Source organism: Agromyces capsici, assembly GCF_058349965.1.
Window position 1 is genome coordinate 1,862,406 of record NZ_JBYRET010000001.1, and the last position, 15,183, is coordinate 1,877,588.

Genomic DNA, 15,183 nt, shown 5'->3' on the forward strand with positions numbered 1-15,183 from the left:
GCGCGAACGGCAACACTCGGGATCTTGGTTCGCACCGGCCGAGGCGCACGGCACCACTTCGGGGCTGTGGCTCGCGCTGATCGACCGACCGTGAATCGCGTCTGGCGCGCCATCCGCCCTTCTGTTAGCGTTCACAATTGTGAGCGCTAACACGTTCACATTCTTGTGCTCCACCCACCCACTCCCGATGAAGAGAGCGAGGACGGTCGATGACGACCAGAGCCACCGGGCGCGCGCATCCGCGGCGCCGTGAGGGAGCGCCCGACGCGCGGCGCACCCGTACGCGATCCACGAGGCTGCCGCTCGCCGGCGCCCTCGCGTTCGCACTGATCGCGCCGCTCGGCGCAGCCACCATCGCGGCGGCCGTCGAGAGCCCGGCCGCCGAGGCGGCGGCGGGCGTCGTGATCCCGCACCTGGACGACGTGCGCGGCAACCTCACGCTGCCGACCACGGGCGAAGGCGGCGCGGCGCTGAGCTGGGCATCCAGCGCGCCGGATGTGATCACGACCGGCGGCGTCGTCACGCGTCCGGCCACCGGCGCGGACGCGACATCCGTCACCCTCACCGCGACCGCCACGCTCGGCGGCGAGACCGCCACGCACGACTACGCTGCGACGGTGGAGCCCCTCCCGGAGGCCGAGCCGTACTCGGCCTACTTCTTCCCGCACTTCGTGGGCGAGTCGACCGATGACGGCGAGGAGATCTACTTCGCCGCGAGCGTCGGCAACGACCCCGAGGAGTGGATGAGCCTCAACGACGGCGAGTCGGTGCTCGCCTCCACGCTCGGCGAGCAGGGCCTGCGCGACCCCTTCATCATCCGGAGCCCCGAGGGCGACCGCTTCTTCCTCATCGCCACCGACCTGAAGATCTACGGCGGCGGCGACTTCGGCACGGCGCAGGAGACCGGCAGTCGCTCGATCATGGTCTGGGAATCGACCGACCTCGTGAACTGGTCGGAGCAGCGCGAGGTCGTCGTCGCCCCCGAGAACGCGGGCAACACGTGGGCGCCCGAGGCGTACTGGGACGAGGCGGCGGGGGAGTACGTCGTGTACTGGGCCTCGGCTCTCTACCCGGCCGACCTGCCGCCCGAGCAGCGCGACATCTCCACGAGCTACCAGCGGATGATGTACGCCACGACGCGCGACTTCGTCACGTTCTCGGCGCCGCAGGTCTGGATCGACGAGCCGCAGGGCGCCGGCCGCGGCATGATCGACTCGACCGTGGCGAAGGACGGCGACACCTACTACCGCCTCACCAAGGACGAGTCGTACATGGGCATGCGCCAGGAGCGCTCGACCGACCTGCGCCGCACGCAGGGCGTGACCGAGGGCGACGGCTGGGAGCTCATGGCCGAGCGCATCGGCTTCGGCCAGCCGAACCCGTGGGGCGGCACGTTCACCGGCGGCGAGGGCCCGTCGATCTTCCAGAGCAACACGGATGACACGTGGTACCTGCTGCAGGACCAGCCCTCGTACCACGGCGGCAACGGGTACATGCTCTTCGAGACGAACGACCTCGCGAGCGCCGCGTGGACCGCGGTGCCCGACGCGCAGCTCCCGGAGAGTCCGCGCCATGGCACCGTGATCCCGGTCACGGCGAGCGAGTACCAGCGCCTGCTCGAGGCCTACCAGCCCGACGCGCTCGTCGAGGCCGTGACGGTCACGCCGGGCGAGGCGAACCTCGCACCCGGCGGCACGCGCCAGCTCGCGGCATCCGTCACGCCCGTCACCGCCGAGGACCGCAGCGTCACGTGGACCTCGAGCGACGAGCAGGTCGCGACGGTCGACGCGAACGGCCTCGTCACCGCGGTCGCCGACGGCACCGCGACGATCACGGCGAGCTCGACCCGCGGCACGTCGGGCACGGCGGCCGTCACGGTCGCGAGCCCGAAGGCACCGGTGCTGCCGGATGGCGCGTGGGTCGACGAGTTCGACGGCGACTCGCTCGGCGACCGCTGGAGCATCGTCTCCGAGGTCGCGAGCGCCTGGTCGCTCACCGAGAACCCGGGCGCGCTCACGCTGCACTCGCAGGCGGGCGACACGTACCAGGGCGACAACACGGCCGACAACGTGTTCCTCGTCGACGTGCCCGCTGGCGACTTCACCGCGTACACCTCGGTCACCGGGCCGGTGACGACGAACTTCCAGGGCGCGGGCCTCATCGCGATGGCCGACCTCGACGACTACGTGCGGGCGGGCCTCACCAACGTGAGCTTCGCGCCCGGCGGCCCGACCGTCATCGAGAACGGCGTCGAGGAGAACGCGGTCTACCGCTCGACCTTCACCGCGCGACCGGGCTCGACGCACGAGTACCTGCGCGTGCAGCGCACGGGCGACGAGATCGTCACCAGCTACTGGACCGGCTTCGAGTGGGCCGAGGCGGCTCGCGCCACCGTCGGCTTCGACGTGACCCGCATCGGCCTGTACGCGCTCGCCGCCGGCGGCGCGCCCAGTCACGAGGCGACGTTCGACTACTTCGCGCTCGTCGAGCCCGAGGGTGCCGACCTGGTTCCGGATGGCGCGTTCACGCTGACCCGCGACGGCGACGGGTCGCACCTCGCCGAGGTCGGCAGCGACGGGTCGATCGGCTTCGTCGCGGAGCGCCCGTTCGCCGAGCTGGCCTTCACGGCCGAGGAGCTCGCCGGCGACGCGACATCCGCTCGCCCCATCGCCCTGCGCGAGCAGGGCGGTGACCGCCCGGTGGTCGTGCGCGACGGCCGGGTCGTGTTCGGCAGCGAAGGCGACGAGCCGACCGGGTTCCGCCTGACCGACGTGGGCGGCGGCAAGGTGGCGCTGCGCACGGCCGACGGCGGCGACGGCGACGGCTTCGCTGCCGTCGACGCCGACGGCCGCCTCGTGATCGGCAGCCAGGCGGATGCCGCGCGGCTGACCATCGTGCCGGTCGAGATCGCCGAGCACTCGATCGCGATCGACACCGCGGCCGAGCGCACCGACATGAGCGACGACCTGTACGGCATCTTCTACGAGGACATCAACTACGCGGCCGACGGCGGGCTCTACGCCGAGCTCGTCCGCAACCGCTCGTTCGAGTTCTCGACGGCCGACAACGCGTCGTTCAACGGCCTCACCGCGTGGCAGAAGGTCGAGCGCGGCGGCATCGGCACGATCGCGGTCGGCAGCGACCGCGCCCGCTGGCTGAACGACTCGAACCGCGCCTCGCTCACGATCACCGCGAACGCGGCGGGCGTCGGCGTGCGCAACATCGGGTTCAACCGGGGCGTTGCCGTCGAGGAGGGCGAGAGCTACGACTTCTCGGTGTGGACGCGCTCGGCGACGGCCCAGCAGCTGACCGTCGCGGTCGAGAACGCGGATGGCACGCAGCAGTTCGCCGTCGGCACCGTCTCGGTCGCGGGCGACGACGCCTGGCGCCAGGCCGAGGTGCGGCTCACCGCGAACGCGACGACCGACGCCGGCCGCCTGGTCGTGCTCACCGGCGCCGCGGGCTCGGTGCAGCTCGACATGGTCTCGCTGTTCCCGGTCGACACGTGGGTCGGCCCGGTGAACGGCAAGAGCGTCCTGCGCAAGGACCTCGCCGAGAAGGTGGCGGAGCTCGACCCGAGCTTCCTCCGCTTCCCCGGCGGCTGCGTCACCAACGTCGGCACGTTCGACACCTACCTCGAGTCCGACGGGCAGGACCGCCGTCGCACCTACCAGTGGAAGGAGACCATCGGACCGGTCGAGGAGCGCCCGACGAACTGGAACTTCTGGGGCTACAACCAGTCGTACGGCATCGGGTACCTCGAGTACCTGATGTGGGCCGAGGACCTCGGGGCGACACCGCTTCCGGTGGTGTCGGTCGGCGCGAACGGCTGCGGCAGCGCCATCCCCGAGATGACGGATGACGCGCGCATCGCCCGCTGGGTGCAGGACACGGTCGACCTGATCGAGTTCGCGACCGGCGACGCCGAGACCACGGTCTGGGGTGCCAAGCGCGCCGAGCTGGGACATCCGGAGCCCTTCGACCTGCGCTACATCGGCCTCGGCAACGAGGAGAACACCGACACGTTCCAGGCGAACTTCCCGAAGTTCCGCGACGCGATCGCCGCCGCCTACCCCGAGATCACGATCATCTCGAACTCGGGGCCGGATGACACGGGCGCGCGCTTCGACGAGCTGTGGGAGTTCAACCGGGCTCAGGGCGTCGACATGGTCGACGAGCACTACTACAACGACCCGGCCTGGTTCCTGCAGAACTCGGAGCGGTACGACGCGTACGACCGCGAGGGTCCGCACGTGTTCCTCGGCGAGTACGCCTCGCGCGGCAACACGTTCGGCAACGCGCTCGCCGAGGCGGCGTACATGACGGGCCTGGAGCGCAACTCCGACCTCGTCGAGCTCGCCTCGTACGCGCCGATGTTCGCCAACGAGGACCACGTGCAGTGGGCGCCCGACATGATGTGGTTCGACAACGACGAGTCGTGGGGGTCGGTGAACTACTACACGCAGCAGATGTTCATGACGAACGTCGGCGACGAGGTTGTTCCGTCGACCCACACCGAGTCGGTGCCGGCGAACGTGCTCGACGGCGGCGTGTTCCTCTCGACGTGGTCGACAAGCGCGGCGTACGACGACGTTCGCGTCACGTCGAACGCGACCGGCGAGGCGCTGTACACCCAGTCGTTCGACGCCGGCACCGACTGGTCGCCGGTCTCGGGCAGCTGGGCCGTGCAGGGCGGCGAGTACGTGCAGTCGTCGACCTCGGTGAACGACGCCCGGGCGCTCGCACCCGACGCGTACGCGCAGGACTGGTCGAACTACACACTCGAGCTCGACGCGCGCAAGCTCGCCGGGCGCGAGGGCTTCCTCATCGGCTTCGCCGCCGGCGGCGCCAACGACTACTACTGGTGGAACCTCGGCGGGTGGAACAACACCCGGATGGCACTCCAGCACGCGTCGGGCGGCTCGGCCAACGAGGTCGCGGCGGTCGAGAACCGCTCGATCGAGACGGGTCGCGACTACACGGTGAAGGTCGTCGTGGATGGCTCGACCATCTCGCTCTACCTCGACGGCGAGCTGCAGCTCACCTACACCGAGCCGAGCGCGAAGGGCCTCTACCAGGTGGTCACGCACCACGAGGAGACCGGCGACACGGTGCTCAAGGTCGTCAACCCGACGGGCGCGACCGCGCGCACGGCGGTATCGGTGACCGGCGGCATGGTCGTCGACGACGAGGTCGCGGTGACCGAGATGGTCGGTTCGCCGGGCGAGGTCAACACGAAGGCCGACCCCGAGCACCTGGTGCCGGTCGAGCGCGAATGGGATGGCGGCGCGAACGAGTTCACGTACGACTTCCCGGCGTACTCGATCACGTTCCTCACGCTCACCGAACACGTGCCGACGTGCGAGGTCGCCTACGCCGTGGAGGGCAACTCGAAGAAGGCGTTCGACGCGACGCTCACCATCTCGAACACCGGCGACGCGCCGATCGACGGATGGGAGCTCGGCTTCGAGTTCGACGGCTCGCAGACCGTGAAGAACGGCCGCGACGCGATCTGGTCGCAGGATGGCGCGTCGGTGACGGCGACCAACCTGCCGTGGAACGGGCACATCGAGCCGGGCGCGAGCATCGAGGTCGGCTTCAACGGTCGCGTGAACGGGGGTGCGAACCCGTCGCCGGAGGCGTTCACGCTGAACGGCGAGCTCTGCACGACGGGCTGAGCCGAGTCATCCCGTGACGGGGGCGCCGTCCGCTTCGGCGGGCGGCGCCCCTCGTCTGTGAGGGTTGAGGAGGGCGCTCAGCGCCCGTCTCGAAACCCGGCGGTGTCCGTCGTGCGGGTTGAGGAGGGCGCTCAGCGCCCGTCTCGAAACCCGGCGGTGTCCGTCGTGAGGGTTGAGGAGGGCGCTCAGCGCCCGTCTCGAAACCCACGCCCTCGCGCACCCGGGTTTCGAGCGCCTCAACCCTCACGAACGGTCAGCGCGGCATGTTCGAGTCCAGGAAGTCCGCGATCGTCGCCGCCATGACATCGGGCTGCCACTGGTGCTGGGCGGCCGGGATGGCGCGGCGCTCGCCGTTCGGCAGGGCCGTCGCGATCGCGTCGGCCGCCGGGCCCATCACGTCGAGCGTCTCCTCGCCGACCAGCACGAGGGCGGGGGCCGCGACGCGGCCGAACAGCTCGGCGTGCGGCGCGGACTGGGTCCAGGCGAGGGACTCGGCATCCGCTTCGAGGCTCGGCCCGATGCGCACCATGAGCGACCAGGACGGGCTCGCCTTCGACTGCGCGAGCCACTCGGGCGGCATGTCCTTCATGAAGTACTCGACGACCGCGTCGGGGTCGTCGCCCGCGATGCGCTCGCGCAGGCCCGCGAGGAACTCCGCGCCCTCGCTGCCGCCCTCGGCGTCGAGCGGCACCTCGAACACCACGAGCGCGTTGACCGGGAGCCCGGCGGCCGCGCCCGCGAGTGCGATCGCGCCGCCCGAGGAGTTGCCGAACAGCGCCACGCCCGCGTCGGCGTCGCCGACCCGCTCGAGCTCGCTCACGATCGCCCAGAGGTCGGCGATGTTGTCGGCGAGCGTCATCGTCGCGTCGTGCGAGCTCTCGCCGCGGCCGCGCCGGTCGTAGTTGATCACCGAGTAGCCGCGGGCCGCGAGCAGCTTCGCGAGATGCTTCGTCGTCGGGTCGAACGCGCGGAACTGGAACGCGCCGCCCACGAGGATCACGGGCGGCCCGCTGCCCTCGCGGTCGTACGCGATCGACGTGCCGTCGCGCGAGATGACGATGTGGGACGGGGACATGCGGTCCTCCTCGCAGGTTCGGGTACTGCGTCGGTTCGGGTCCGCGGGCCACGCTACCCGCGCGGGCCGACGTCCGACAGGGGGTGCACGCTCGCGCCCGCGGGGCTCGGGGAACTGTGCGGCCGGATGGGCGGCGACGCGCCGAGGCATCCGGGATCGAATGTCGGTGGGTGGTGGAAGCATGGAGTTCGCGACAACACCATATGTAGGGGTCGGGTGGGCGGTGGGGCCCACATGTCGGGATGGGGCGACACGCCGCGACACGCCCGGCATCTGCTCACAGGTGGAATCCGCTCGAACGAGCGGGCCTGTGGACAACTCCGACCCGAACCGCGGAAATCCGCCGATCACGCCCCGGTTGGGCTGGGGATGAGCGGTGGAGAACGCGGTGGAAAACTACACGAATGTAACTACAGCATCTTGGGGTCGTTCCGTTGGTCAGACACTAGATGTAGTATTGAAGAACACCAGGCAACACCGGGGGAGTGGCTCCTCAGGAGCCAGAGAAGAGGGGTTTTCGAGATGACGGTCACGGTCTACACCAAGCCTTCGTGCGTGCAGTGCAACGCCACGTACCGCGCCCTCGACAGCAAGGGCATCGAGTACGAGGTGCTCGACCTCTCGCAGGACGAGACCGCGCTCGCCGCGGTCAAGGAGCTCGGCTACCTGCAGGCCCCCGTCGTCATCACCGACGAAGACCACTGGTCGGGCTTCCGCCCCGACAAGATCGACGAGCTGGCGAGCCGGCTCGCGTAACGCTCCCGGGAGCAGCGACCGGGGGGTCGTGATGCGGAACCTGGAGCAGCAATGACGAACCTCATCTACTTCTCGAGCGTGTCGGGCAACACCGCGCGCTTCGTCGAAAAACTCGGGCGACCGGCGACGCGCATCGCGCTGCACGCGAAGGATGCGCCGCTGGTCGCCGACGAGCCGTTCGTGCTCGTGGTGCCGACCTACGGCGGAGGCGACGGCAAGGGCGCCGTCCCGAAGCAGGTCATCAGGTTCCTGAACGACCCGCGCAACCGCGCGCTCATCCGCGGCGTCATCGCCGCCGGAAACACCAACTTCGGTACGGCCTACGGCCTCGCCGGCGACATCGTCGCCGCGAAGTGCCACGTGCCGCACCTGTATCGCTTCGAAGTATTCGGAACACCCGACGACGTTCGCGCCGTCGACGAGGGATTGGACGCATTTTGGTCAACGCAGCAGCATCCGGCAACGACAGTGGCGTGAGCGTCATCGACGCACCGCGCAGCAGCAACGCGGGCATGGACTACCACGCCCTCAACGCGATGCTGAACCTGTACGGTCCGGACGGCAAGATCCAGTTCGAGAAGGACCGTGAGGCGGCGCGCGAGTACTTCCTCCAGCACGTCAACCAGAACACGGTCTTCTTCCACTCCCTCAAGGAGCGGCTCGACTACCTCGTCGAGAAGGAGTACTACGAGCCCGAGGTGCTCGAGATGTACTCGTTCGACTTCATCCAGAAGCTCAACGACCTGGCGTACTCGAAGAAGTTCCGCTTCGAGACCTTCCTCGGCGCGTTCAAGTACTACACGAGCTACACGCTCAAGACGTTCGACGGCAAGCGGTACCTCGAGCGTTTCGAGGACCGCGTCGTGATGACCGCGCTCGGCCTCGCCGGGGGCGACGAGCAGCTCGCGATCGACCTGGTGGAAGAGATCATCGGCGGCCGCTTCCAGCCGGCCACGCCGACGTTCCTCAACACGGGCAAGGCGCAGCGCGGCGAGCTCGTCTCGTGCTTCCTGCTCCGCATCGAAGACAACATGGAATCCATCTCGCGGGGCATCAACTCCTCGCTGCAGCTGTCGAAGCGCGGCGGCGGCGTGGCACTGCTGCTCAGCAACATCCGCGAGGCCGGTGCGCCGATCAAGCAGATCGAGAACCAGTCGAGCGGCATCATCCCGGTCATGAAGCTGCTCGAGGACTCGTTCAGCTACGCCAACCAGCTCGGCGCGCGCCAGGGCGCCGGCGCGGTGTACCTGTCGGCGCACCACCCCGACATCATGCGGTTCCTCGACACCAAGCGCGAGAACGCCGACGAGAAGATCCGCATCAAGACCCTGTCGCTCGGCGTCGTCGTGCCCGACATCACGTTCGAACTCGCGAAGAACAACGAGGACATGTACCTCTTCTCGCCGTACGACGTCGAGCGCGTCTACGGCAAGCCGTTCGGCGACGTGCCGATCACCGAGAACTACCGCGCCATGGTCGACGACCCGCGCATCAAGAAGACGAAGATCAACGCGCGCGAGTTCTTCCAGACGATCGCCGAGATCCAGTTCGAGTCGGGCTACCCCTACATCGTGTTCGAGGACACGGTGAACAAGGCCAACCCGATCAAGGGCCGGATCAACATGTCGAACCTCTGCTCGGAGATCCTGCAGGTCAACACCCCGACCACCTACAACGAGGACCTCAGCTACAACCAGATCGGCAAGGACATCTCCTGCAACCTGGGGTCGCTGAACATCGCGCACACCATGGACTCGCCGGACTTCGGCAAGACGGTGGAGACCGCCATCCGGGGCCTCACCGCGGTGTCGTACATGTCGCACATCTCGTCGGTTCGTTCGATCGAAGACGGCAACGACAAGTCGCACGCCATCGGCCTCGGCCAGATGAACCTGCACGGCTACCTCGCCCGCGAGCGCATCTTCTACGGCAGCGAAGAGGGCGTCGACTTCACGAACATCTACTTCTACACGGTGCTGTTCCACGCGCTGAAGGCGTCGAACACGATCGCCATCGAACGCGGCGAGGTCTTCGACGGCTTCTGGGACTCCAAGTACGCGTCGGGCGAGTTCTTCGACAAGTACACGGATGCCGCGTGGGTGCCCTCGACACCGAAGGTGATCGAGCTCTTCGCCGACGCCGGCGTGCACATCCCGACGCAGCACGACTGGCAGGAGCTGAAGGCCTCCATCATGGAGCACGGCATCTACAACCAGAACCTGCAGGCGGTGCCGCCGACCGGCTCGATCTCGTACATCAACAACTCGACCGCGTCGATCCACCCGATCGCGTCGAAGATCGAGATCCGCAAGGAAGGCAAGCTCGGCCGCGTCTACTACCCGGCGGCGTTCATGACGAACGACAACCTCGAGTACTACCAGGACGCGTACGAGATCGGCTACGAGAAGGTCATCGACACCTACGCCGCGGCGACGCAGCACGTCGACCAGGGCCTCTCGCTCACGCTGTTCTTCAAGGACACCGCGACGACCCGCGACATCAACAAGGCCCAGATCTACGCGTGGAAGAAGGGCATCAAGACCATCTACTACATCCGGCTGCGCCAGATGGCGCTCGAGGGCACGGAGCTCGACATGTGCGTCTCCTGTACTTTGTGAGCATCTCTCACGTTTTGTGAGGGTTGAGGAGGCGCTTCAGCGCCGTCTCGAAACCCGCCCCACCGCCCGACAACTCCACTTCGCGACATCCGCCCCCAGAAGGAACTGACATGACCCTCACCGACCCGGTCAACTCGGCAACGAACGACCCCGCCCACCAGGGCAAGGTCAAGCTGGTCGACCACGTCAACGCGATCAACTGGAACCGCATCCAGGACGACAAGGACCTCGAGGTCTGGAACCGTCTCGTGAACAACTTCTGGCTGCCCGAGAAGGTGCCGCTGTCGAACGACATCCAGTCGTGGAACACGCTCACCGCCGAGGAGCAGCAGCTCACGATGCGCGTGTTCACGGGCCTGACGCTGCTCGACACGATCCAGGGCACGGTGGGCGCGGTGTCGCTGATCCCCGACTCGCTGACCCCGCACGAGGAGGCGGTGTACACGAACATCGCGTTCATGGAGTCGGTGCACGCGAAGAGCTACTCCTCGATCTTCTCGACGCTGTGCTCGACGAAGGACATCGACGAGGCGTTCCGCTGGTCGGTCGAGAACGAGAACCTGCAGAAGAAGGCCGCGATCGTCATGGAGTACTACCAGGGCGACTCCCCGCTGAAGCGCAAGGTGGCCTCGACGCTGCTCGAGAGCTTCCTCTTCTACTCGGGCTTCTACCTGCCGATGCACTGGTCGAGCCGCGCGAAGCTCACCAACACGGCCGACCTGATCCGCCTCATCATCCGCGACGAGGCCGTGCACGGGTACTACATCGGCTACAAGTTCCAGAAGGGCCTCGAGCGGGTCTCCGAGACCGAGCGCGAGGAGATCAAGGACTACACGTTCTCGCTGCTCTACGAGCTCTACGACAACGAGGTGCAGTACACGCAGGACCTCTACGACGGCGTCGGCCTCACCGAGGATGTCAAGAAGTTCCTCCACTACAACGCCAACAAGGCACTCATGAACCTCGGCTACGAGCCGATGTTCCCGAAGACGGTCACCGACGTGAACCCCGCGATCCTCGCGGCCCTCTCGCCGAACGCCGACGAGAACCACGACTTCTTCTCGGGGTCGGGTTCGTCGTACGTGATCGGCAAGGCCGTCGTCACGGAGGACGAGGACTGGGACTTCTAAGTCTCCAGGGAATGAATGACCGGATGACTCGGGCGTCCGGTCATCCCATGGTCACGACGCACCAAACATATACGGAAAGTTGCAGATGAGCCTCTTGCACGTGCGTCAGATCGAGACCCACCTGCGTAGCGCTTACGCGCCCGACGACTGGGACTCCAGACTCAGCGATGAGAACAACCTCTCTCGCCTGCTGGCGCGGTACGCGATCGATCTAACGCTCGGAGATCGAGCGGCGGACGGTGCGACGCTGATCGAAATCACGGACGGCGAGCTCGACGGCGGGATTGATGCGGTTGCAGTTGATCCACTTACCAATCTTGTAGTGATCGTCCAATCGAAGTGGCGGGCGGACGGGACAGGTTCGATCGATCTGGGCTCGGTGCTCAAGTTCGTCAATGGTGCGCGATCTCTTCTCGACATCGATTCATCTGGAATCGCGACCTGCTCGCCGAAGGCTAAAGCGGCAGTCCGGAGTGCAATGCAAACTCCAGGCGGTCACTTCCGAATGATCTTGGCGACGACGGCCGCGAACGAACTTGCTCACGTCGTTCGCGAGCCAATTGACACGCTGCTTTCTGTTCTGAATGACGTCGGCGACGGGAACCCAATCGCCGAGGCAACGACGCTTACTCAATCCAACTTTTTCGATGCCCTATCACAGCCGGATCGTAAGGACGTAGATCTCGATCTCCAACTGCTGGATTGGGGCAAGAATCCCGAGCCCGTCCCGTCTTTCTACGGCCGTGTGAACGCGAGCCAGGTCGCAGCCTGGTTTCTGGAGCACTCTTCTGCCCTCTTTGCGGAGAACATCCGAGTCGTCCTGCCGAAGTCCGAGATCAATGAGGAGATACTGCGCACGTTGCAGTCAGAGCCCGAAAGGTTCTGGTACTACAACAACGGAATCACGGTGCTTGCTTCGGACATCGAACGGAGCCTCGCCGGCGCCGCGTCCCGCGACGCCGTCTTCCTGCGATTGCGCAACGCCAGCATTGTGAATGGCGCGCAGACGGCATCGACTCTGGGTCGCGCCCAGCGTCAGGGACTTGAGGCGCAACTCGAGGCGGCGTACGTAAGTATCCGAGTGATTCAGGTCGACAACGAGGACCCTGAGCTCGCCCGTCGGGTCACCCGCTACGCGAATACTCAGAACGTCGTCTCGTCTCAAGATTTCGTGTTTCTCGACGCAGAGCAGCATCGGCTTGTGAAGGAATTGCGTCTCGCTGGCTACGAGTACATCCTTCGTTCGGGCGAACTGCCCGCGACTGACGATCTCACCAAAGTCATTGACGCTCGTCAGGCCGCAGTCGCGCTCGCATGCGCGTCCGAAGACCTGGCGAATGCGGTTCTTGCGAAACGAGAGGTCTCCCGTCTTTTTGACAGAGAATCGGGGCCTTATAAGGCAATCTTCAACCCGAGCGTCAACGGCTTGACCCTGCACCGAGCGGTGGACTTGGTGAGAGCCGTTGATCAGGCGCTGTTGCACGAAAGCAAGGGGAACGACGGCCTGCGCGGCGGGGTTGCGATCCACGGGAGCCGGGTTATCGCCCACGTCTTGTTGAATTCCGTCGGGCGGAAATCTCTCAGCGACCCGGACTTCGACTTCGACGCAGTGCTGGCGAGTATTCCGGACCAAGCCGTGTCGATTCTCGATGCGCTCTACGCGGAGTTCCCGGACAACTCATACCCGGGGAATGTCTTCAAGAATCAGACTCGTTGCGCAGAGTTATTGAAGGCGGCAGGGCTCACCTGAGGCTTCGATTTCCCTGGGGTCGCACGGTTGCGATAGCGTCCGGCACGGTGAACGCAACTGATGTCGCCGCGTGGGTTGGTGCTCTCGCTGGCGTAGCGGCCCTAGTCTGGCAAATCGCTACTCGTCGTCGCTCGTCGCATCGGGTGAGAACTACGGATTCGGCTCGCTCACCGACGTCCATAGTTCATTCGTGCGCGGGGCCGTAGACCGGCCGCAACGACCATCACACCGAGGCGCGCGGTTGAGCCGGAAACCAATCTCCCTAGTTAGCAGACAAGCTCGCGCGGTCCCCAGATACGCACACCATCGCGGAGATCGCGACTGAGATCGCCGAGGTCGCGCCGAGGCGAAGGGCCAGAAGGTGGCAGACTGGCTCGCACTTCCGCGAGGATGCGATCAATAGCGAATCGCGCCATCCTCCCACGACGTACTGTCCCGCGGCGCGAGATCCGCGCCGGATCGGGGAGTCCTCGACGCAGGGTCGCCGCTTGGATGGACATCGCTTGACACTTGGCTGCAGAGTTCTGATCGAACGCGCTTCCGCGCAGCCGCTCCGCTAGCCGGGCTCGACCTGGAAGCTGTACCGGTCTGCATTTGGCTTGTCGTAGGGAATGTGCTTTGGCCGGTAGCCAAGTGTCTTCAGTCGGGAGAGAACCTGCTCAAGCTTCGAAAAGCGTTCGTGACCGGATGCGGGAAACGGTTCTCCGGGACGAGCCGTCCCGTCGACGTCTATCAGCGTCACGGTCCATTGCTGATCTTGCTCGTGAAAATCGATGCGCACTACATTGTCCACGTGTAGAGCGTAGTGGGATTTCACGCCATCGAGCGGTCGTCGGCCGAGGTCGATGAGCCGTGTCACTACTGGGCAGTACGATCGCGGTATGGCGGGTAATACGGCGCGGCGCGGCGACCTCTACAATGTCGACCCGAGCACAACTACTGAGCGCGATCGGAAGAACTCCCCTCGTCGAATGGTTTGTGTGGCGGAACAGCCCCACGACGCCTATGTGTGGAAGGCGATGGCCCGCACGACGAGCGCCTACGACCCGGCTGTCGACCTTCACAGCCCGAGGCGCCGGGATCTCGGTCTCACGGAGGACGGCTGGTGGTCGTACCGCTTCCTACGGTCCGTGAAGAAGCGATGGACCGGTCACGAGACGCTCTGCCGGTACCTGGCGACCCTGCCAGAGCCGTTGCGAACGCATGTGCTCGACCACTACAGGAATCGCCCGAAGCCGGGCGCGGCCGGAGGAGCGTGATACGGTGTCGGACTTTGCTTCATTCGAGCCGCGGAGGGGAGCACTATGCCGTTAAGCCTCGAGCAGGCCCCTTCTGGCGTGCCAGAGGAGGTTTGGCTGCGACCAACCTACGCCCCACCCAGTCTCGGGGACCTGTGGCTGCTGTCTTGGGACGGCGAGGCACTCGGCCTCGCCGTCGTTTCGGGTGTCGCGTCGTCGTTCGTGCTCGCGTGGCCCGTTACGCTGGCGAGCGATCCGGTCTTCCCGCCGGCGGTCCGGCTCGACACCTCGCCGATCGGGGCGGTCGCCGTCTGGCCATCCCGTGAGACGGGGGTGGGAATGCACCTGCTGCACCGCCGGTTCGGCCCAGCGCTCTCCGAGCGGACCATGATTCTGCTGCTCTCCGCATTCGAAGATGGCACCGACCCGGTGCTGCCCTTCGCCGACGCGAATGTCGACCAAGCCGACCGCCACGCTGTCAGCGACGAGATGGTCGATCAATGGGAAGCGATCAACGGGCATGTGTGGCCGGAGCCAGTTCCAGGAGAGACCCCACTCGACCCGGAGTCACTCCGCGCCTTGGGCCTACAGCTCATCGATCTTCGCGAGGCGCTCGGCGTGACCGTTCCCGAGGCGGTCAGCCTTTTCGGCGGCGAGGCTACGCCCACCCCCGAGCAGCTCGACACGCTGTCAAGACTGGTCGACCTGCCGGCGGAGCAACTCCTTCTGAACCGCAAGGACGATACGACCCTCCAAATGCTCTCGCCGGAGATCAAGGACGACGTCCTGGAGATCGGGCGCCGACGCGGGCTTGATGAGGCGCGTGCTCGGTCCTTGGTGCGCAGCCAGTTCGCGCTTGCAGCACGCTCAGACGGCAGTACGCGGGCGCGGTTGGATGCCGCCATTCATAGACTCCTTGACGCAGACGAAGCCTGACC

General features: G+C 66.3%; 9 protein-coding genes. 7 read left to right on the forward strand and 2 right to left on the reverse strand.

Going from position 1 to position 15,183, the window contains the following annotated elements; all coding sequences use genetic code 11:
* The first annotated feature begins 209 nt into the window (after positions 1 to 209).
* A complete protein-coding gene (locus tag AC3RKB_RS08815; protein ID WP_491435710.1) occupies positions 210 to 5,678 on the forward strand; it encodes an alpha-L-arabinofuranosidase family protein in 5,469 nt (1,822 codons plus the stop codon).
* Positions 5,679 to 5,931: 253 nt separating this feature from the next.
* On the opposite strand, the gene AC3RKB_RS08820 is transcribed toward AC3RKB_RS08815, so the two are convergent.
* Positions 5,932 to 6,753 (reverse strand): alpha/beta fold hydrolase, encoded by an 822-nt coding sequence (locus AC3RKB_RS08820; RefSeq protein WP_491435711.1) that lies wholly within the window; start codon positions 6,751 to 6,753, stop codon positions 5,932 to 5,934.
* A gap of 522 nt (positions 6,754 to 7,275) precedes the next feature.
* On the opposite strand from AC3RKB_RS08820, the gene nrdH reads away from it, so the two are divergent.
* The 5 genes from nrdH (at position 7,276) to AC3RKB_RS08845 (ending at position 13,007) form a co-directional block, all read left to right on the forward strand.
* Positions 7,276 to 7,509, forward strand: coding sequence for a glutaredoxin-like protein NrdH (gene nrdH, locus AC3RKB_RS08825; protein WP_067945991.1), 234 nt, complete (start codon positions 7,276 to 7,278; stop codon positions 7,507 to 7,509).
* Between the two features lie 51 nt (positions 7,510 to 7,560).
* Positions 7,561 to 7,986, forward strand: coding sequence for a class Ib ribonucleoside-diphosphate reductase assembly flavoprotein NrdI (nrdI, locus tag AC3RKB_RS08830; RefSeq protein ID WP_491435712.1), 426 nt, complete (start codon positions 7,561 to 7,563; stop codon positions 7,984 to 7,986).
* Positions 7,987 to 8,021: 35 nt separating this feature from the next.
* On the forward strand, positions 8,022 to 10,127 hold the full coding sequence (gene nrdE, locus AC3RKB_RS08835) for a class 1b ribonucleoside-diphosphate reductase subunit alpha (RefSeq protein ID WP_491436794.1): 2,106 nt from the start codon (positions 8,022 to 8,024) through the stop codon (positions 10,125 to 10,127).
* Positions 10,128 to 10,237: 110 nt separating this feature from the next.
* A complete protein-coding gene (nrdF, locus tag AC3RKB_RS08840; protein WP_491435713.1) occupies positions 10,238 to 11,257 on the forward strand; it encodes a class 1b ribonucleoside-diphosphate reductase subunit beta in 1,020 nt (339 codons plus the stop codon).
* Positions 11,258 to 11,357: 100 nt separating this feature from the next.
* On the forward strand, positions 11,358 to 13,007 hold the full coding sequence (locus tag AC3RKB_RS08845; RefSeq protein WP_491435714.1) for an AIPR family protein: 1,650 nt from the start codon (positions 11,358 to 11,360) through the stop codon (positions 13,005 to 13,007).
* Between the two features lie 556 nt (positions 13,008 to 13,563).
* On the opposite strand, the gene AC3RKB_RS08850 is transcribed toward AC3RKB_RS08845, so the two are convergent.
* Complete coding sequence (locus tag AC3RKB_RS08850) at positions 13,564 to 13,800, reverse strand: hypothetical protein (RefSeq protein ID WP_491435715.1); 237 nt, start codon at positions 13,798 to 13,800, stop codon at positions 13,564 to 13,566.
* Positions 13,801 to 14,311: 511 nt separating this feature from the next.
* Between AC3RKB_RS08850 and AC3RKB_RS08855 the strand changes: the two genes are divergently transcribed.
* On the forward strand, positions 14,312 to 15,181 hold the full coding sequence (locus AC3RKB_RS08855) for a hypothetical protein (RefSeq protein WP_491435716.1): 870 nt from the start codon (positions 14,312 to 14,314) through the stop codon (positions 15,179 to 15,181).
* The last annotated feature ends 2 nt before the right edge of the window (positions 15,182 to 15,183 follow it).